Origin of the sequence: Viridibacillus sp. NPDC096237 (genome assembly GCF_050278625.1) — a bacterium.
Taxonomy (GTDB): domain Bacteria; phylum Bacillota; class Bacilli; order Bacillales_A; family Planococcaceae; genus Viridibacillus.
Window position 1 is genome coordinate 1 of the sequence record NZ_JBNNTI010000057.1, and the last position, 17,970, is coordinate 17,970.

The window sequence follows — 17,970 nt, forward strand, 5'->3', positions numbered from 1 at the left end:
TTGTCGCTACCATTATACCGAATTTGGGGAGGTGCCTGTTTTTCATTGTCTGAAAGACGTTGATATGACTGAGCTCAGAATTATGAAATTAACTCTCTTGAAAACAAAAATAGAAATAAGAGAATGCTAAAGTTAATTACAAGAGTTCATTGTTATTCTATGCTAAAATAAGGGAATATAAAGATAAAAAAATTATTTAACAAAGGGGCTCTTACATAATGACAACTCGTATCGTAGAAGAATTTTTGGAACTCGTACAAATTGATTCTGAAACATTCCATGAAGAGAAAATTTCACCTGTATTAAAAACTAAATTCGAAGCATTGGGCTTTGAAGTTGAAGAAGATGATGCAGCAAGCCGTAATGGACATGCTTCAGGTAACTTAATCTGTACACTGCGTGGTAATACAGATGCCCAACCAATTTACTTTACATCGCATATGGACACAGTAGTGCCTGGTAAAGGAATTAAACCAATCATAAAAGAAGACGGATATATCCATTCTGATGGCACAACGATTTTAGGTGCAGATGATAAAGCTGGGTTAGCAGCACTTCTTGAATTACCAAAACGCTTAAAAGAACAAAATATTGCGCATGGCGATATTCAGTACATCATTACTGCTGGTGAAGAGAGTGGTTTAGCTGGAGCAAAAGAGCTTGACCCATCGAAAATCTTTGCCAAATATGGCTTTGCAGTAGATAGTGATGGTAAAGTGGGGGGTATCGTAACAGCAGCGCCATTCCAAGCAAAAGTGGAAGCTGTCATTTATGGTAAAACAGCTCACGCTGGTGTTGCACCTGAAAAAGGAATATCAGCTATTACTATTGCCGCAAAATCAATTGCAGCCATGAAATTGGGTCGTCTAGATGCTGAAACAACAGCGAACATTGGTCGCTTCGAAGGTGGACAAGCAACGAATATCGTTTGTGATGAAGTGCATATTTTAGCTGAAGCTCGTTCAATTAACGAAGCAAAATTAGAAGCACAAACTATTCATATGAAAGAAGTTTTCGAACAAACGGCTGAAAAAATGGGCGGTAAAGCCGAAATAACTATTAAGCGCATGTACCCAGGTTTCTATTTTACAGAAGATGATTTAGTCGTGAAAGTAGCTCAAGAAGCAGTTCGTAAAATTGATCGTACACCAGAAATTATGACAAGTGGTGGGGGTAGTGATGCAAACGTGATTGCTGGATTTGGCATTCCTACAGTCAATCTTGCAGTAGGCTATGAAGACATCCACACAACAAAGGAACGTATCCCAGTTGAAGAATTAGAAAAACTTGCGGACTTGTTAGTGGAAGTAGTAAAATGCGCGGCTGAAGTAAAATAACACATATTACAAGAAGAGGAAGAAGCCAATGTCTAGTAGTAAAGTAGTCGTTTTCCGTTGTGGTCAAGAAGAATACGCCGTTCCTGTTGATCACGTCGTATCAATTGAGAAAATGGAGCATGTTAATCCCATTCCACATTTACCAAGCTATGTAACAGGTTTAATGAGAATGCGCGGAGAACTATTGCCGATATTAGATTTCGAGCAGATCTTATACAAGGGTCAAGCTGTAGGAGAGCAAGTACGCGTGGTTGTATTACAAATAGATGATTTCCTATTTGGCTTACTTGTAGTTGAGGCTAAAGAAATTCTCGATATTCCAGCTGAACAATTACAGCAAATGGGTCTAGTGAATTATGCCAAAACACAATATTTCACAGCAGTAGCGAATTTAGATAATCGTATGATTACAGTAGTATCACCATCAGTACTCGTAAACTCGTTAGAAGGAATTAAAGAACTAAAAGCGTATATGCAAAAAGTAAAGAAAGACGAGCAAGAAGTAGAGGTTTCAAACATCTAGTTAAAGGACATGCTGAGTCAATTCATGACATCAGGATGTCTTTTTTATTTGCAGTAAAGTACTTACTACATAGGCTCACGTATTTTTCAATAGACTAAATTTATAATTATACTCTTATTTTAAAAATGAAATCATTACTGGCCATGTTAGCTAAACAAAAATATTTATATGAATTTATTTGTTGACTTTATACCCACCAGGGTATAAAGTGGAGGTTGTAATAGGAGTGCAGTTATGACAAACAGTATTAAACGTTTAGCAGGTTAACTAAGAAGCATTTTATGGACTATGAAATAATGGTAAGGTTGCAAGGAATGCATTCCAAACTTTCTGCAGTACGTTCCTGTGTAGATTCTGCGAGTGCATTTGTAAGTGAGAACTTAGCAGAATGTATACAAAGTGCAGAAGGTAATCAATAACAAACGAATGAATCGATTCAAGAGGCAGTGAACTTACTTTTGAAAGCCATAAAATTGGCTTTATCTTTTTTGTTTTAAAATACCTATACCAGTATATGTAATGATATGAATAGGAACTTATTGGTTTATGTAAGAACGAAACGCGAATTTAGTTTAATAAGGAGGAGCATGATGGGATTAGCAATTATTGTTGTCTTGATTATAGTTTTTCTTGTTTGGCGTAGGATGCCTACAAATGGCATAAAATCAATTTCAACAGAGAAATTGAGAGATATTGTAAATGATGAAGGTAAAGTATTTATTGATGTACGAACACCTGGCGAATATAAAGGTAGAAATATTCGTCAATTTAAAAATATCCCACTTGGATCGAGCTTTTCAAAGTTACCAAAGGATAAAGAAATTGTTGTCATTTGCCAAAGCGGGATGCGCAGCAGTCAAGCATGTAAACAACTTAAAAAATTTGGTTATGAAAACATCACGAATGTCCGTGGCGGCATGAGCGCTTGGAGAGATGATTAATATGAAAGGGATTACAGTAAAAGAAGTACAACAACGTTTGGAAAAAGGCGAAGAATTGAATTTAATCGATGTTCGTGAAGTTACTGAAGTACAAGAAGGACATATCGCAGGAATCGTTAATATTCCGTTAGTTTCATTAGAGTTCCAATTACAAGACCTTGACAAAAACAAACAATATATTACGGTTTGTCGTTCGAGTGCACGTAGTGGAAGAGCAACTGAATTTTTAACAGCTAAAGGATTCAACGCAACGAATATGGTTGGGAGGGATGATGTCTTGGGAAGGAGAAGCTCAATAATCTGCATTTTTTTAAATTGAAATATACCCAAGTAGGTATAAGGAGGGGTAGTAATGGCAGTAAAAGCAGATGTACAGTTAAATGCAAAAGGATTAGTTTGTCCATTGCCGATTGTTAAAACGAAGAAGGCAATGAATAACTTGGTAGATGGACAAATTTTAGAAGTGCAAGCAACCGATAAAGGTTCGAAAGCCGATTTAGCAGCTTGGGCCGAAACAGTGGGACATCAATATATTGGAACAGCTGAAGAAGATGATGTGCTATTCCACTACATTCGCAAATGTTCAAATAACACAGTAGTTGAAAAAATATTTGAAAAAACAATTTCAAATGAAGAAATCATTATGCGCGTTACAAAAGGTGGGCTTATCTTAGACGTTCGTGAGGAAGCTGAGTTTGCGTTTGGTCATATTGAAGGAGCAATATCAATTCCGATAGGAGAGTTAGACTCTCGCCTGAATGAATTAGACAAAAATCAAGAAATCTATGTCATTTGCCGTACAGGCAAACGGAGTAATCTAGCAGCACAAAAGCTTGAAAAAAATGGCTTTACAAAAGTGTATAACGTTTTACCAGGCATGACGAACTGGAATGGCGAATTAACAAAAACAATTTAATTTTAGGAGGAATTTATAATGTCAAACAAAGTAGCAATTATAGCAAGTAACGGTGGTCTGTTCGACGCCTATAAAGTATTTAATATCGCAACAGCAGCAGCAGCTTCAGAAAAGGAAGTAACAATTTTTTTCACATTTGAAGGGTTAAATTTAATCCACAAACAAGCTATACAAGCACTACCTATGCCTGAAGGTAAAGAGTTTATGGCTGAAGGGTTTACAAAAGCCAATGTTCCAAGCATTCCACAATTAGTGGTAATGGCACAAGAGTTAGGTGTAAAATTCATCGGTTGTCAAATGACAATGGACGTAATGGGGCTAACTACAGAAGACTTTGTAGTTGGTATTGATGTAGGGGGTGCTGTGACATTCCTTGAATTCGCAAAAGATGCAGCACCGACACTGACTTTCTAATAATAAAATTCTAATATACCTATGGAGGTAATTGAAATGGCATTGAATAAATGGACAGCACAGCAAGTCGCTCGTAAAGTCATCGAAAATCAAGCATTATTCATATTAGATGTACGAAATAAAGACGCATTCGAAGACTGGAAAATCGAAGGACATAAATTCGATTATTTAAACATTCCTTATTTTGAACTTCTTGATGGAATCGAAGAAATTTTACCTCAAATTCCTACAGACAAAGATGTATTAGTTGTCTGTGCAAAAGAGGGCTCATCAATAATGATTGCAGAAATGCTTTCTGACGCGGGGCGTGACGTTGGATACTTGGAAGGTGGTATGAAATCTTGGAGTATGTATTTAGAGCCTATTAAAGTTGGGGATTTAGCAAATGGGGGAGAACTATACCAATTTGTTCGATTAGGAAAAGGTTGTCTCTCTTATATGATTATCTCTGGAAAGGAAGCAGCGATTATTGACGCTGTTCGATTTACAGAGATTTTCACAAAATTTGCTCAAGAGAAAAATGTGACAATAAAACACGTGTTTGATACACATTTACATGCAGATCATATTTCGGGTGGTCGCCATATTGCAAATGATACAGGTGCCACTTACTACTTACCACCTAATGACGCAGAAGAAGTCGTATTTGCTTACACACCTCTTGAAGATGGTTTAACAGTACAAATGAGTGCTTCAAAAATAGATGTTGGTGCACTCTATTCACCAGGTCACACAATTGGTTCGACATCATTTATTGTCGATGGAAAATACCTTTTAACAGGTGATATCTTATTCATCGATTCGATTGGTCGTCCAGACTTAGCAGGACTTGCAGAGAACTGGGTAGAAGATCTTCGTGAAACTTTGTATAAACGCTACCGCGAACTTGCAGAAGATTTAATCGTGCTACCAGCTCACTTCATGATCATCGATGAATTAAATGAAGACGGTACAGTATCTAAGCCTTTAGTTAATCTTTTTGCTGATAATCATGGTTTAAATATAGAAGATAAAGCAGAATTCCGATCTATGGTAACAGACAACTTACCACCGCAACCAAATGCATATCAACAAATTCGTCAAGTAAACATGGGGAGAATCACTCTGGAAAATGATGAACAAACAGAAATGGAAATCGGACCAAACCGTTGTGCAATACGTTAATAAAGTGAAAAAATTGGAGCTCATCCAATCCTTTGAAAATCAAAACACTATTGAATTGGAGAGATTTAAATGAATTCAAATAAAGTAGTAGATGCAACAGGGTTAGCTTGTCCGATGCCAATCGTTCGAACAAAGAAAGCAATGGATACGCTTAATTCAGGTGAAGTGTTAGAAATTCACGTAACAGATAAGGGGGCACTTGCAGATATGCCTGCATGGGCAAATTCAGGTGGTCATACGATACTAGAACAAGCGGAAGTTGATGGAGTATTCACATTCTTTATTCAAAAAGCATAAGAAGTTGGCGGGTTTTCATGAATGAATGCTCGCCATTTTAGATAGAAAGTAGGAAATAAAATGGATGTAATGTATATCCTTACTTTATTTGCGATTGGCTTAATCGGATCCTTTGTATCAGGTATGTTGGGAATTGGTGGAGCCATTGTTAAATACCCACTCCTACTGTATGTGCCATCTATTTTTGGTTTTACAGCTTTTACTGCACATGAGGTATCCGGTATAAGTGCGTTAGATGTGTTATTTGTATCCATAGTAGGTGTACTTGCTTTCCGAAATGGAGGCTTTTTAAATAAAAAACTAATTACGATTATGGGTACGACTGTATTATTTGGTACATTAATCGGAAGTTTTGGTTCCGGACAGTTATCAGAAGAAACGGTGAATATTGTCTATGGCATTCTAGCATTACTTGCAGCGATTATGATGTTCATCCCGAAGAAGAAAGTTGATAATATTCCACTTGAAGAAGTTGAATTTAATGCACCAATAGCAGCTACCCTAGCATTCATTGTTGGTATAGGCTCAGGTATAGTGGGTGCTGGAGGTGGATTTCTATTAATCCCCATCATGCTACTTATCTTACGTATTCCAACCCGAATGACAATTGCCACTAGTTTAGCAGTAACATTTATATCCTCTATTGCAGGATCTTTCGGAAAAATAGCAACTGGTCAAATTGACTATGTACCTGCATTAATTGTTCTTGTTGCAGGTCTTATTGCAGCTCCAATCGGCGCGCGTGTGAGCAAGAAAATGAATACAAAACTGTTACAACGACTGTTAGCAGTTCTTATTCTCTTAACAGCCATAAAAGTATGGATGGATATATTATAAAACAAGAAGAGAATAAGGTGAGAAAGAAAAGTAGCATTCATTTGAACGCTACTTTTTTGCATGGTTGAAAGTAGTTTATTGAAATAAGAGCAATTTTGAATGGCAATTTTGTTTGCTATAGAATTACACTCAAAAAAGATATTTGACATACTACTAACATATACCGAGCTTGTTAAGGCTATATTGATATCACAGAACTTGTACATGGAAAAGAAGCTATAGAATCGCTCAAAGCATTCAAAACCCTATTTTAGATGAGCAGAATTTGCCATTTTTTATTTATATTTTAGATTTAAATACAGTCCTATAGAGACTAACTATAATCTACATGGATGAATTGATTCCCCTTTAATTATGAGAATTGCTTTTTTAGGGAAAAGTAAATGCTAATTAGGTTAGAAAAAACTACTTACGTAGAAGTTTTTTCCTCTTTAATAACAACTTGTTTATATGAAATATAAAGTGATAATAAACCGTTTAAAGCTAAAAAGAAAATTACAATTTGGATTAGAAAAGCCATATCAGCAGCAAATATTTTTATTGAATACCATGGTGAATCTACAAAATAAATGAGCAAAGGTATTATCGCGATAGATAATGCCAAAAGTAAGACTCCAGAGGCACGCCATGCGTTTTTTTTGAGAGTACCCCCTGATTTAACCTTTAATAGTAGATAAAGGAACAGCGCAGATAGTAAGCAAATAAAACCTATTGTAAGCAGCTGAACAGTTGGGGAATTTGGAGGGATTGTATTCGGTTTATCTCCATTTAATATATTGATAATCCCCTGTTTCAGATATGGAAGTCCTTTTTCTTCTAGAATATGATTTTTATTTGTAAGAATTACTCCGCCCCAACCAGTTCCAGGTATTATAAATACTTCTGAATGTGAATCCGGAGTTGATCCAGAATGCCAAATCATTTTATCGTTGGAATATGGGTTAGTTATTCTTAAACCAGCTCCATAGTATCGATTTTCGGATATTTTAAAGAATGGAGATAAATAGAGATTCATAGTTTCTTTATTTAAAATTCTGGAGTCATCTTCTTGATTAAGAAATTTGATGTAATGGACCATATCTTCAGCACTTGCAGTTATGTAACCATATGGTGCTCCTGCATTATCGTATGGCAAGGAACTTTTTCGTGGGAACCCTAACCAGGATTCATAACCAGCTAAAAACCCTTTTTCATATGCAGTATCGTTGTCTGCCGCAGCATCCATCATACCTAATGGAATAAATATTTGCTTTTCCATGTAATTGGAATACGTTTGCTTTGTAACTTCTTCTATGAGAGCACCAAGTATTAAGAAATTCGCATTACTATATTGATGTTTTTTTCCAGGAGGAGCAGTAAGCTCAATGTTTGATAGACTTTCTACATAATGCTTTATAGCATTAAAACCTTTAGATGCCTTGTCGGAAATTGATAATCCTGAATAAGTACTTATTCCACTCGAATGGGTAAGTAAATGTTTTATAGTAATTTTTGATGCGGCTTGTTTATCTTTAAGGGTAAACCATGGGATATACTTTTGCACTGGATCCTCTAGGTAAATGGTGTTCTCTTCAATTAATTTCATTATAGCTAAACCTGTTAATGGATTTACTTATCGAGCCAATAGTAAAGGGGGTTCGTGTAGTTACTTTTTCCTCGGATTCTCCCGTTACACCCCATGATTTAGTATAAAATAGTTCATTATCATGAACTAGGGCAATAGAAGCTCCTGGAATACGATAGTCTTTTAAAAATGTTTCTACATAGTTATCGATAGTTTGTTTAATATCTTGTCCCGCGAGAACCTTTGAAAATGGGAGAAATAGAACGCACGCATAAAATATTAAGCATAAAGCAATACCTGTATATTTTAATTGTTTCATATAAAATTTCACCTACTAAAATTTATTCTTCGAATATAAAACACTACTAACGTACAAAGTAGTGAAGATATAGAAAAGCTAATAATCATTAGAATAGAATTCCACCAAAAATTATCTGATATTTGATAAAAAATATTGTAATTAAATGAATTGTTATTTTGTGGATTAAATGATCCCGTTAAGAACATAGATAGGAGAAGTTGTGAAATAAGATAGCAGACGATAAAAGTAAAGCTTCCAATCACAAAAGAAATCCCCATTCTACTGTTAGTTTTTCGTATTTGTTTTATTTTAGTATGAAGGTCTATTCCATTAATATCTAAAAAATCTTTAACAAATGTTTCTGTATCTCCTAATTCATTTATCCCGTCTTCTCCATGTTCACGAGATTCTTGGAAGTGTTCCACAATCTGTTGTTCAATATACTTTCTATCCTTTGAATTGATTTGATATAGCTTTAGTTCGTCAAGAACTTCATTTAAAAATTGTTTTTCTGTTAGGCTCAATTCAATATTCATTCTAAATGATCTCCTTTTAACTGACTTTGTAGTAAAGATTCTATATCCTTTTGTACATCCAACCACTCACTGATTTTTTTCTGAAGATATATTTCTCCTATTTCATTGATTTCATAATAAACTCTAACCTTCCCGCTCTCTGTCATTTCTCGATAAGCACTAACCCAATTTTGATCTTTTAACTTAGTTAAAATAGGATAAATGCTTCCTACTCCTTTCAATTTTAAATTGTGTTCTTCTAACTCTTTCATAATTTCATAACCGTAGCTTTTTTTCTTTGACAAAATAGATAGTACACACATTTCTAAATGACCTTTAATTAAACTTGTTCTGTCCATAGGATGAATTTAACAGAAATATATACTTCTTACAAGTATATATTTGTTATAAATTCAATAAATAAGAATAAAGAGTGGGGTGTAATAAAGGTAATAATAAATTTTTATCATTAATCGTGCTTAGTGTTGTATTTTTGATTGATTATAAAATTAGTAATCTTGAAGGGTAAATTAAAGCTGAAATGTCAATCAGGTTAGTAACAGGAAAGAAAGTCTCGTTCAACTTTATACGTAGTGAATACCAACATCTGTTCGTAATTTTTGCTATACTGTACATAATAAAAGAAGCAGGAGAGATGTGAGATGGCGGAGTGGAAACAAAAAGGGCGAATTATTTTTCATATCGATATGAACTGTTTCTATGCCTCTGTAGAGCAATCACATGATCCAACACTAAAGGGCAAAGCAATTGCCATTGCGGGCAACCCGAAGGAGCGACGCGGCATCCTAGTAACTTGTTCATATGAGGCACGGGCAAAAGGGGTATATACGACGATGGCTGTGTGGGAAGCTAAGCGCAAATGTCCGGAACTCATCTTGTTACCGCCTAATATTGAACGCTATCGTATCGCTTCAAAGGCGATATTTGACATACTACGAACATATACAGAACTTGTGGAGCCCGTGTCAATCGATGAAGGCTATATAGATGTTACGGAACTTGTACATGGAAAAGAAGCTATAGAACTCGCAGAAAGCATTCAAAAACGTATTTTAAATGAGCTAGATTTGCCGTCATCGATTGGGATTGCACCGAACAAGTTTTTGGCTAAAACAGCTTCTGATATGAAAAAGCCAATGGGTATTACCGTTTTAAGAAAACGTGAACTACCAAACATTCTATGGTCTTTACCAGTCATTGAAATGCATGGGGTTGGAGAGAGCACAGCGAAAAAACTAAACGATTTAAAAATCAACACAATCGGCGATTTAGCACAAGCCTCTGAAGGCTTTTTAAAAAGCAACTTAGGTAAAAATGGAGCTAGGTTAAAAGACAGAGCAAATGGTATTGATAACAGGGAAGTCGATCCAAATGCGATTTATGATACGAAAAGCGTTGGCAATTCCACAACTTTACCTATAGATTTAGTAGAATGGGATGAACTTCGCAAAACAATCGATGGACTCTGTGAAAAGGTTGCTAAACGTCTATCAGCTAAGAATCTAGCTGGACATACCGTATCCATTCAAATTCGAGATGCTGATTGGCATAACTCGAGTCGTAGTAAAACCTTTTCCAATGCCATTTATAAAAAATCAGATATTTTTGAAATAGCTATCGATTTAGCAAAGAAACATTGGCATGGTGAACCTGTTCGTTTACTTGGTGTAACGTTGAGTAATGTGATTGATCGTAAAGAAACAGCAGAGCAGCTTTCCATCTTCAACTTTGAAAATCATGCCAAAGAGGAGCCAATTATCCAAGTAGTGGAACAGCTCCAAAAGAAATTCGGAAAAGAAATTATTTCAAAAGGCATGAAAGAACAGAAAAAGCCCAATTACGAATCGCAAACGAGCTTTAGTAAGGACTTTTTGGAGGATCATAAGGATTGATGAATATAATTTCAATCAATTAGGGGAGCAAATTGGATAAGACATATGAGAACTATGGAGACTTACAATAAGTTGATCTATTTTTTTGTTAGTGAGTAGAAATAATTATTTAAAAATTCACAGTATCGCTTTTTACATAACTAAAATATAAGTAATGCAAAGCAAAGGCGTGTATCAATGTCCATATGGTGATTGATACGCATCTTTTTTTGCTATACTAGATATAAGACACTAGCAACACTGAAGTATAAATAGCAAGGAATCATTATGAGGATTCTTCATATGTTGATCATCGTGTTTACCGTAAGGAGGACTTCATTTGCATATACAATTTTTAGGTACAGGCGCAGGAATGCCGTCAAAAACACGGAATACAAGTGCGCTTGCAGTTAAATTATTAGAAGAACGTGGCACATTTTGGCTATTTGATTGTGGAGAAGCGACGCAACACCAAATTTTACATACAACATTAAAGCCAAGAAAATTAGAAAAAATCTTTATCACACATTTACACGGAGATCATATATTTGGACTCCCTGGCTTACTAAGTTCTCGTTCATTCCAAGGTGGAGAAGAATTGCTTACCATCTATGGACCAGCAGGATTAAAAAGTTGGATTGAGTTAACAATACAGCTTTCACAAACACATCTCAATTATCCTATTGAATTTGTTGAGGTGACTGAAGGTGTAGTTTTTGAAGATGATGACTTTGTCGTTACTGCAAAACCTTTACAGCATGTCGTCCCGTGCTATGGTTATCGTATTGAACAAAAACCACTACCAGGTACATTACAAATTGATAAAGCAATAGCGTTTGGTGTTCCAAAAGGTCCACTTTTAGGTCAGCTGAAAAATGGCAATAACGTAACATTGCCAGATGGGCGTATCGTGAAAAGTAGTGACGTGACAGATTTACCTAAATTGGGCTTTATCCTTACGATTTTAGGAGACACACGTTCTTGTGAAAATGCCGTTTTACTTAGTGAAAATGCGGATATTGTAGTTCATGAATCAACATTCAATCATGCAACAGAAGCACTAGCTGCCAATTATGGTCACTCCACAAATATGGATGCAGCAAATATAGCTATTAAAGCAGGAGCAAAAAATTTGCTTCTAAATCATTTAAGCGCAAGATTTTTCCCTCAAGATATTAAAAACATGCTTCAAGAAGTGCATGAAGTGTTTGAAAACGCCTATATCGTAGCAGACTTAGAGGAATATGAGTGGCTTCAAGAAAAGCTATCTCCTTTTAGTCAGTAACAAGCATGGAAAGAGCTATCCAATTTTGGATAGCTTTTTTAAGTAAAGTGACAACTAAGCTGTCTAATAGTTTCAACTTTATCAAAGCCCCGTGTTAAGACTCAGTAATAATCAACATATCATTTTCATCGAATTCCCAGTTCTCACCATATGCAACTTCCCAATAAAAGCCGTTTGGATCTTGAAAATAGCCACTATAGCCGCCCCAAAAGACTGTTTCAGGTTCTTTTACTATTTTCGCACCAGCTTTTTGAGCCAATACAAATATTTCATCAACCTCTTCTTTTGACTTCCCATTATAAGCAAGGGTAAATCCATTAAAGCCATTGCCAATCGCAGGTGGGGTGTCTTCATTAATATCTTGGACTAAGCGATCAATTGGAAACAGTGAAATTTTCGTCCCTTGATTATTAAAGAAGATCACATCTGGATTCGCATCGTTGCCATATACAAATACTTCAAACCCTAGTCCCTCACGATAAAAATGTAAAGACTTTATCATATCTCTTACTCCCAAAGTAATTAAATTTAATCGATTCATCTCATAATCTCCTTTAAATTTCTCTATTTTTAAAGTCTTATAGATGTAATTCTATTTAAGTCTCAAATAACCTTCTTTTATTAGCTGGAGGACCTTTTAAAGAAATGAAAAAAGCATGTTCTGAAAAAATTCTTTCAAAACATGCTCAGGATGTTTATTAAAATTGACGAGCAAAAATTCACATGGAATTATTACTTCGCGATATTTTTTACGGCCATATAATTTTCTGGCACTTCTCTTTCACTCGTCCTCCATTTCCCGAACAACATGAGACAAAGTGCAAATGCTACTGCACTTCCAGCAAAAATAAGCGCAACATTATAACTCTTATAAAAAGCGGCCAGCTTGCCAGCAATTAGTGGACCAATAATTTGCCCAAGTGCATAGAGAGTTGTAAGTGCAGATACAACACTCGCGCTCTTTGCTGGAAATAATTGTCTTGCATAAGACGTAGTCATCGTCACTATACCAACAAACGTCATACCAAATAAAAATGCCGATGCCATAACACCGAAAATAGTTGGTGAGATGATTGGAAGAATAATTCCGATGACTTGCAAAATATAAGCAATAGAAATTATACGAACAGGTGAATATTTTGACATCAACATAATCCAAAGTGGTGCAGATGGAATAGCACCTACACCGACAACAACCCAGCTATAAGCTGCATACTCTCTTAAATTAGGTATTTCATGAATAATATCAACTAAAAACGTCCCGGTTACAATATAGCCAAGCCCCTCTAATCCGTAAGCAATTGCCATCCAAGGCATAAAACCTTTCCATACCTTCTCGGATACAGTAGCCTTCTTATCCTGTTCATGAGCTGTGAGCTTACGCCATAGGAACATCGTCGTCAACACGAACAACACGGATAATAAACCAAGTCCAACCCAGGCCCCTTGCCATGAAAAAGCTGATTCCAAAATAGGTACGAAAATTCCCGATAGTGCAATTCCTAAACCAATACCGCTAAAAATATAGCCTGACCATTTAGTCAATAAATGTCCAGCCAAATAATCCATTAACATACTAGAGGTTAATACGAACATCAAGCCACCAGTTATTCCGGCAATCAAGCGCAAAATAAGCCAGACCCACAAACCATCAAGCATTCCCATCCCAAAAACAGAAAGAACATTAATAAGTGCGCACCAGCCAAGAATGCCTTTTGGATGACGGCTAATGAAGCCAGCCCATAGTGCTCCAATAAAATATCCTACATAATTTGCAGAAGCCAGCATCCCAGCAGTTTCTACAGACAATCCAACATCTTGTCGCATAAATGGCAAAATCGGAGTAAGAGCAAAGCGGCTAATACCCATCGCCACCACTAAAAATAAAATCCCCCCAACAATCATCCCAGCATGTCGTCGATTCACCACAGCACCCCCATATGTAGAAAAAAAGACCAAAAAACCTTAATTATAGTATAAATTAGTAAAAGTGTTTTGGATATAGAAGAAACTGTAAAAGTGATAGGGAGAGCGAGTAGCGCTAAAAGGAGCGTGGGTAGCGCTAAAGGAAGCTCAAGTAGCGCTAAAAGGAACGCGGGTAGCGCTAAAGGAAGTGAGTAGCGCTAAAAGGAGCGTGGGTAGCGCTAAAGGAAGCCCGAGTAGCGCTAAAAGGAGCGCGGGTAGCGCTAAAGGAAGCTTGAGTAGCGCTAAAGGAAGTGAGTAGCGCTAAAGGAAGTGGGTAGCGCTAAAGGAAGCCCGAGTAGCGCTAAAAGGAACGCGGGTAGCGCTAAAGGAAGAGTGAGTAGCGCCAAAGCCAGCAAAGCCCCCTTGTGCCCCCATAAAAAAACAAACTCCCATAATTATCTTTATTTCAAGCAAGAAAGCATCAACCGGAACATATGAATAATTAACTAAAGGGGGATGGAAATGAAGATAAACTGGAAAATTCGATTCAAAAATCCGCAATTTTGGTTCCATATGTTTTTGGCAATTGCTTCATCTATAGGTGGTTATCTAGGTATTACCGGTCAGGATGTGAGTACTTGGCCAAAATTATATGATGTCTTATTGCAAGCTGTTTCAAATCCTTTTGTTCTGTTTTCGGTGGTAGTTGCTGTCTATAATTCTGTTATTGATCCGACAACGAGCGGCATAAATGATAGTAAACAAGCGCTACGATATACAAAAGTGAAATGTGATGATTAGTAAAAATGCAAAAAAAGTTTCGGTACAAGTTGACCACACAAAATAAGATTTATTTAATACATTAAATTGAGGAGGAAATTGAACTTTTAAAGTAACAATACCTTTAATAATAGACGCAGCATTTATTGATGGGAGGGATACTATGAAGGTAACTGAATTTATTGCTTCATTAATCGATGAGATGATCTGGCCAATTGTCATAATACTGGCTATCATATTATTTAGAAGGCAAATAGGCTTTATATTAATGAATATCACCAGATTTTCTTTTAATAATATAGAGCTAGATTTTGGAAAAAAACTTAACGATTTAGAGAAGAAATTAAACAATTCTCATCTAATTGAGAACGAACCTCCCGACATTTATAGTAAGGATAGGGAGATTCTCAGGATTGCAAAAGAATCGCCCGAAGAGTCGATTCCAATGATTTGGGGAATTGTTGAAAACGAATTACAATCTACTGTACACCGACTTGGTATCAACCAGTTAAATGATGAAGTAACATATTCACATAAAGACATTCGCCTATTAAAAGAATATAACTTAATAGATGGAGAAATATTTACAACATTTAATGAACTAAGAAACATGAAAATCCAACTATCAAGAGGACATTTTATCAAAAAAGAACCAACGTATACAGATGCCTTAAAATACTACGACCTTTCAAATAAAATTATCATCATCTTTAATGATGCAAACATTACGGTACTTTTACCGAAAGAGTAAATTAGTGGAATTCCTCCTTGTTCAATGTAAAAAAGCGCTGAAATTTAGCGCTTTTTTATATGTGACGAATTGTAATATTAAGTGCAACACCAAGACAAAATAGAAAACGCCCATAACGATTCCGTGTAAAATGTAAGTTACCACACTAAACATCATACGGAGGAATTGTTATGAGCTACCATCATCTTACAATATCTATACGTTCCTTGCTTTAGGTTTCTCGATTCGGGCGATTGCCAAACAAATTAAGCGAAGTCCATCCACTGTGTCTCGCGAATTAAAACGTCATATTAATTGCTCAGTAGAAGTTGCACAAAAGCGCTATAAAATTAATAAATCGAACTGTGGTGCCAAGTCAAAATGTACCCCTGAGTTAAAAGACGCTGATGTGAAAAAAATTAAATGTAATTCATTATCAACATTAGAATACTCTTCGGTCTTCCAGAAATTGTTGTACGTCCTATAGAGATGAAATCTACTGTCAACTTAATCAAACCTTCGTAGTTTTCAAATGTAGCAGTACCTCTAAAGGTAGGTGTATTACTTGGAATACTCGCACTCTATTTTGCAAATTTTCACACTGTAGTTTTGGTACCAGTCGTTCATGCCTTTTTGCTGGGCCACTTGATGTGCTTGATTTTGCTTCCAGTTACTTATTGCTTCTAAGCTATCCCAATACGAAACGGTAATGCCAGCACCCGATGCATCTCGAACACTTTCTACTCCTAAGTAACCAGGCTAGCAAGTTGATCCATTTTTTCTGCCATATTACCATAGCCGTTATCACCTTCAGATCGTTGACTCGAAAAAATAACTGCATAATGCGAATTGTTTGATTCGTAAACCATGGCCATCAATCTCCTTTATTCTTAAAATTCTATTATCTATTTGATTATATTATTAAGATTTAAATAGATGAATAAATTCAGTCATGAAGATAGTTTCTGAAAAAAATTCAGAAGTACTAAACACATTTAAAACCCATGACACAGCATTATAAACAGCTACATACACTATTCAAAAGGGATGTTTGGCGCTGTCCGAATATCATAAAACGTACTCAAGTTAAATATTTGTCCAGAACTAAAACCAATTTTCAATGCTATCATCATTTTGCAATGGAAAGGAATCAAACAAATGCAACAACTGCAGGGCGTCTTAATGATGTTAGAAATTATTGAGAAGTTAGATGAATAAACACCTTTTTCATCAAAGGTAGTGGCTTTTTTCGATATGGCTTGTATATATTTTAGAGGTGAAAATGGTGACTAAAAAGTCGTTACTCTAGGTGTATTAATCAATTGAATAAGGACAACTTCCTAATTATGTATATACGAATATTTTACAATATTGAACGAAGAAAGGAGAGATAGGAAGATGTTCTATTATGATCCGTATGGTAATAAAGTGGCGATAAATCCCTTATTGAATCCAGTTCAACTTACAAGATTTGTAGGTTTTATGGTTGATATCCAGATGAACAACGGACAACTGTATTGTAATGTTCGATTGGATTCTGTTAGTGAATGGGGTAATGCAATGACAAATCCTAATTTTGGGGGAGTACAAATTACAAGATTTGTTAACGGCATTCCACAACAACTACCTCTACATTCGAGAGATATACAAACTATTACTCAAGCCGGTCAATTATGCCAAAATACGCAACCTCCATTTCCACCACGACCACCAAATCCTCCGAGACCACCAAGGCCGCAAAGACCGCCCTGGTGTAGGTTCGCTCCACCAGGATTCCCAGGTTGTTAAGAGGATGAGTAACATTAAAAAAACAGGATTTATATGCAAATATAAGCCTGTTTTTTTAATTTTAATAACACTAAACTTATTTAAAATGCTAGATAATTATTAAAAGCGATAAACCACCATATTGATATAAATTATAAATAATGTAAAGTGTGATATGATTGTATATCTTTACCTTCTTGAAAATGTTTAATTGTTGAACTATCTTGTAAAGTAGTTAGGGGGGAGAAAATTGACTGTAAAACATTGTCCTGTATGTGGTGAGGAAAATAAATGCATGGCGGGGGGAGAAGAAAAAAATACTTGCTGGTGTTATATGGAAGAAGGGTTTCCGAAAGGGATATTTGATTTAGTTCCCCAAGAAAGTAAGGGAAAGCACTGTATTTGTAAAAAGTGTGTAGATACATATAGAGAAGAAGTAGGAATTAAAAAATAAGAATTCATGTATCATGTGTAGACGTAAAATACAAAAAGGGAGGAATCAAATTGAATAATACACCTGCGAAAATAAACAAATTCCGCACCGTGATTATGTTAGCTACTTTACTAATTGGCATGTTGATATACCCCGTCGATAAAAGTTATGCCTGCTCATGTGCTCAGCCGAATCCTGCACAATAAGAGTCTATTACTAACAGTATATACTATCTCAATGAGTGGAAAAACTAATAACCTATTTAACTAGAAGTGGGACTGTCAATAGTTTTGTGTAAATGACAATCCAACCTTTTCTTGTAGATTATCACTTTTAGATTTTTAAGTGTTTTTGTTCGAAGGAATGATT

19 protein-coding genes and 4 pseudogenes are annotated in these 17,970 nt (G+C 35.8%); 17 read left to right on the forward strand and 6 right to left on the reverse strand.

Annotated features, from left to right (window positions below):
- The first annotated feature begins 218 nt into the window (after window positions 1–218).
- The 10 genes and pseudogenes from ACQKMD_RS19790 to ACQKMD_RS19835 all read left to right on the forward strand — a co-directional run bounded on the left by ACQKMD_RS19790 (window position 219) and on the right by ACQKMD_RS19835 (window position 6,429).
- Window positions 219–1,337, forward strand: coding sequence for a M20/M25/M40 family metallo-hydrolase (locus ACQKMD_RS19790; RefSeq protein ID WP_427754133.1), 1,119 nt, complete (start codon window positions 219–221; stop codon window positions 1,335–1,337).
- Window positions 1,338–1,365: 28 nt separating this feature from the next.
- Window positions 1,366–1,860, forward strand: a complete 495-nt coding sequence (locus tag ACQKMD_RS19795) for a chemotaxis protein CheW (RefSeq protein WP_427754134.1) — start codon at window positions 1,366–1,368, stop codon at window positions 1,858–1,860.
- A 281-nt stretch (window positions 1,861–2,141) separates the two neighbouring features.
- Window positions 2,142–2,279: a hypothetical protein gene (locus tag ACQKMD_RS19800; protein ID WP_427754136.1), complete on the forward strand. Its 138-nt coding sequence runs from the start codon at window positions 2,142–2,144 to the stop codon at window positions 2,277–2,279.
- A 171-nt stretch (window positions 2,280–2,450) separates the two neighbouring features.
- Window positions 2,451–2,801, forward strand: coding sequence for a rhodanese-like domain-containing protein (locus tag ACQKMD_RS19805; RefSeq protein WP_427754137.1), 351 nt, complete (start codon window positions 2,451–2,453; stop codon window positions 2,799–2,801).
- Window position 2,802: 1 nt separating this feature from the next.
- Window positions 2,803–3,100, forward strand: a pseudogene (locus tag ACQKMD_RS19810) (rhodanese-like domain-containing protein).
- A 53-nt stretch (window positions 3,101–3,153) separates the two neighbouring features.
- Entirely contained in the window at window positions 3,154–3,717 is a 564-nt protein-coding gene (locus ACQKMD_RS19815; protein ID WP_427754139.1) for a sulfurtransferase TusA family protein, read from the forward strand.
- Window positions 3,718–3,735: 18 nt separating this feature from the next.
- Window positions 3,736–4,131 (forward strand): DsrE/DsrF/DrsH-like family protein, encoded by a 396-nt coding sequence (locus ACQKMD_RS19820; RefSeq protein ID WP_427754140.1) that lies wholly within the window; start codon window positions 3,736–3,738, stop codon window positions 4,129–4,131.
- Window positions 4,132–4,167: 36 nt separating this feature from the next.
- Window positions 4,168–5,295, forward strand: coding sequence for an MBL fold metallo-hydrolase (locus ACQKMD_RS19825; protein ID WP_427754141.1), 1,128 nt, complete (start codon window positions 4,168–4,170; stop codon window positions 5,293–5,295).
- A 69-nt stretch (window positions 5,296–5,364) separates the two neighbouring features.
- Window positions 5,365–5,592, forward strand: coding sequence for a sulfurtransferase TusA family protein (locus tag ACQKMD_RS19830; RefSeq protein WP_427754143.1), 228 nt, complete (start codon window positions 5,365–5,367; stop codon window positions 5,590–5,592).
- Between the two features lie 60 nt (window positions 5,593–5,652).
- Window positions 5,653–6,429 (forward strand): sulfite exporter TauE/SafE family protein, encoded by a 777-nt coding sequence (locus tag ACQKMD_RS19835; RefSeq protein ID WP_427754145.1) that lies wholly within the window; start codon window positions 5,653–5,655, stop codon window positions 6,427–6,429.
- Window positions 6,430–6,838: 409 nt separating this feature from the next.
- Here the strand turns inward: ACQKMD_RS19835 and ACQKMD_RS19840 are convergent.
- The 3 genes and pseudogenes from ACQKMD_RS19840 to ACQKMD_RS19850 form a co-directional block, all read right to left on the reverse strand.
- Window positions 6,839–8,312 (reverse strand): annotated as a pseudogene (locus ACQKMD_RS19840) (serine hydrolase domain-containing protein).
- Between the two features lie 8 nt (window positions 8,313–8,320).
- On the reverse strand, window positions 8,321–8,830 hold the full coding sequence (locus tag ACQKMD_RS19845; RefSeq protein WP_427754147.1) for a hypothetical protein: 510 nt from the start codon (window positions 8,828–8,830) through the stop codon (window positions 8,321–8,323).
- On the reverse strand, window positions 8,827–9,168 hold the full coding sequence (locus tag ACQKMD_RS19850; protein WP_427754148.1) for a PadR family transcriptional regulator: 342 nt from the start codon (window positions 9,166–9,168) through the stop codon (window positions 8,827–8,829). Before ACQKMD_RS19850 ends, ACQKMD_RS19845 begins: the two co-directional genes overlap by 4 nt.
- A 303-nt stretch (window positions 9,169–9,471) precedes the next feature.
- Here ACQKMD_RS19850 and ACQKMD_RS19855 point away from each other — a divergent pair, with 303 nt between their 5' ends.
- Both ACQKMD_RS19855 and rnz read left to right on the forward strand, forming a co-directional pair.
- Complete coding sequence (locus ACQKMD_RS19855; protein WP_427754150.1) at window positions 9,472–10,722, forward strand: DNA polymerase IV; 1,251 nt, start codon at window positions 9,472–9,474, stop codon at window positions 10,720–10,722.
- Between the two features lie 319 nt (window positions 10,723–11,041).
- On the forward strand, window positions 11,042–11,986 hold the full coding sequence (gene rnz / locus ACQKMD_RS19860) for a ribonuclease Z (protein ID WP_427754151.1): 945 nt from the start codon (window positions 11,042–11,044) through the stop codon (window positions 11,984–11,986).
- A 94-nt stretch (window positions 11,987–12,080) separates the two neighbouring features.
- Here rnz and ACQKMD_RS19865 read toward each other — a convergent pair whose 3' ends face one another.
- Together ACQKMD_RS19865 and ACQKMD_RS19870 are read right to left on the reverse strand one after the other, a co-directional pair.
- The gene (locus ACQKMD_RS19865) at window positions 12,081–12,527 is read right to left on the reverse strand and encodes a VOC family protein (RefSeq protein ID WP_427754153.1); all 447 of its coding nucleotides are present in this window, start codon (window positions 12,525–12,527) and stop codon (window positions 12,081–12,083) included.
- A gap of 191 nt (window positions 12,528–12,718) precedes the next feature.
- On the reverse strand, window positions 12,719–13,912 hold the full coding sequence (locus ACQKMD_RS19870; RefSeq protein WP_427754154.1) for a YbfB/YjiJ family MFS transporter: 1,194 nt from the start codon (window positions 13,910–13,912) through the stop codon (window positions 12,719–12,721).
- 501 nt (window positions 13,913–14,413) lie between these two features.
- Here ACQKMD_RS19870 and ACQKMD_RS19875 point away from each other — a divergent pair.
- The 3 genes and pseudogenes from ACQKMD_RS19875 to ACQKMD_RS19885 all read left to right on the forward strand — a co-directional run.
- Window positions 14,414–14,692, forward strand: coding sequence for a phage holin (locus ACQKMD_RS19875; protein ID WP_427754156.1), 279 nt, complete (start codon window positions 14,414–14,416; stop codon window positions 14,690–14,692).
- A gap of 142 nt (window positions 14,693–14,834) precedes the next feature.
- Window positions 14,835–15,422 carry a hypothetical protein gene (locus ACQKMD_RS19880; RefSeq protein ID WP_427754157.1) on the forward strand — a complete coding sequence of 196 codons (588 nt, stop codon included), beginning with the start codon at window positions 14,835–14,837 and terminating at the stop codon, window positions 15,420–15,422.
- Between the two features lie 170 nt (window positions 15,423–15,592).
- A pseudogene (locus tag ACQKMD_RS19885) lies at window positions 15,593–15,822 on the forward strand (helix-turn-helix domain-containing protein); the annotation flags it as partial.
- A gap of 140 nt (window positions 15,823–15,962) precedes the next feature.
- On the opposite strand, the pseudogene ACQKMD_RS19890 reads toward ACQKMD_RS19885, so the two are convergent.
- A pseudogene (locus ACQKMD_RS19890) lies at window positions 15,963–16,276 on the reverse strand (antibiotic biosynthesis monooxygenase family protein).
- Between the two features lie 523 nt (window positions 16,277–16,799).
- On the opposite strand from ACQKMD_RS19890, the gene ACQKMD_RS19895 reads away from it, so the two are divergent.
- The gene (locus ACQKMD_RS19895) at window positions 16,800–17,189 is read left to right on the forward strand and encodes a hypothetical protein (RefSeq protein ID WP_427754159.1); all 390 of its coding nucleotides are present in this window, start codon (window positions 16,800–16,802) and stop codon (window positions 17,187–17,189) included.
- Window positions 17,190–17,418: 229 nt separating this feature from the next.
- Window positions 17,419–17,622 carry a cysteine-rich CWC family protein gene (locus ACQKMD_RS19900; RefSeq protein WP_427754160.1) on the forward strand — a complete coding sequence of 68 codons (204 nt, stop codon included), beginning with the start codon at window positions 17,419–17,421 and terminating at the stop codon, window positions 17,620–17,622.
- Window positions 17,623–17,970 lie beyond the last annotated feature (348 nt).

Bases quoted from the DNA above. Each gene is read 5' to 3' on its own strand.
- ACQKMD_RS19830 (WP_427754143.1), top strand. From the start codon at position 5,365: ATGAATTCAAATAAAGTAGTAGATGCAACAGGGTTAGCTTGTCCGATG.
- ACQKMD_RS19790 (WP_427754133.1), top strand. From the start codon at position 219: ATGACAACTCGTATCGTAGAAGAATTTTTGGAACTCGTACAAATTGAT.
- ACQKMD_RS19875 (WP_427754156.1), top strand. From the start codon at position 14,414: ATGAAGATAAACTGGAAAATTCGATTCAAAAATCCGCAATTTTGGTTC.
- ACQKMD_RS19825 (WP_427754141.1), top strand. From the start codon at position 4,168: ATGGCATTGAATAAATGGACAGCACAGCAAGTCGCTCGTAAAGTCATC.
- ACQKMD_RS19880 (WP_427754157.1), top strand. From the start codon at position 14,835: ATGAAGGTAACTGAATTTATTGCTTCATTAATCGATGAGATGATCTGG.
- ACQKMD_RS19845 (WP_427754147.1), bottom strand. From the start codon at position 8,830: ATGAATATTGAATTGAGCCTAACAGAAAAACAATTTTTAAATGAAGTT.
- ACQKMD_RS19815 (WP_427754139.1), top strand. From the start codon at position 3,154: ATGGCAGTAAAAGCAGATGTACAGTTAAATGCAAAAGGATTAGTTTGT.
- ACQKMD_RS19795 (WP_427754134.1), top strand. From the start codon at position 1,366: ATGTCTAGTAGTAAAGTAGTCGTTTTCCGTTGTGGTCAAGAAGAATAC.
- ACQKMD_RS19820 (WP_427754140.1), top strand. From the start codon at position 3,736: ATGTCAAACAAAGTAGCAATTATAGCAAGTAACGGTGGTCTGTTCGAC.
- ACQKMD_RS19800 (WP_427754136.1), top strand. From the start codon at position 2,142: ATGGACTATGAAATAATGGTAAGGTTGCAAGGAATGCATTCCAAACTT.
- ACQKMD_RS19895 (WP_427754159.1), top strand. From the start codon at position 16,800: ATGTTCTATTATGATCCGTATGGTAATAAAGTGGCGATAAATCCCTTA.
- ACQKMD_RS19835 (WP_427754145.1), top strand. From the start codon at position 5,653: ATGGATGTAATGTATATCCTTACTTTATTTGCGATTGGCTTAATCGGA.
- ACQKMD_RS19865 (WP_427754153.1), bottom strand. From the start codon at position 12,527: ATGAATCGATTAAATTTAATTACTTTGGGAGTAAGAGATATGATAAAG.
- ACQKMD_RS19805 (WP_427754137.1), top strand. From the start codon at position 2,451: ATGGGATTAGCAATTATTGTTGTCTTGATTATAGTTTTTCTTGTTTGG.
- ACQKMD_RS19855 (WP_427754150.1), top strand. From the start codon at position 9,472: ATGGCGGAGTGGAAACAAAAAGGGCGAATTATTTTTCATATCGATATG.
- ACQKMD_RS19850 (WP_427754148.1), bottom strand. From the start codon at position 9,168: ATGGACAGAACAAGTTTAATTAAAGGTCATTTAGAAATGTGTGTACTA.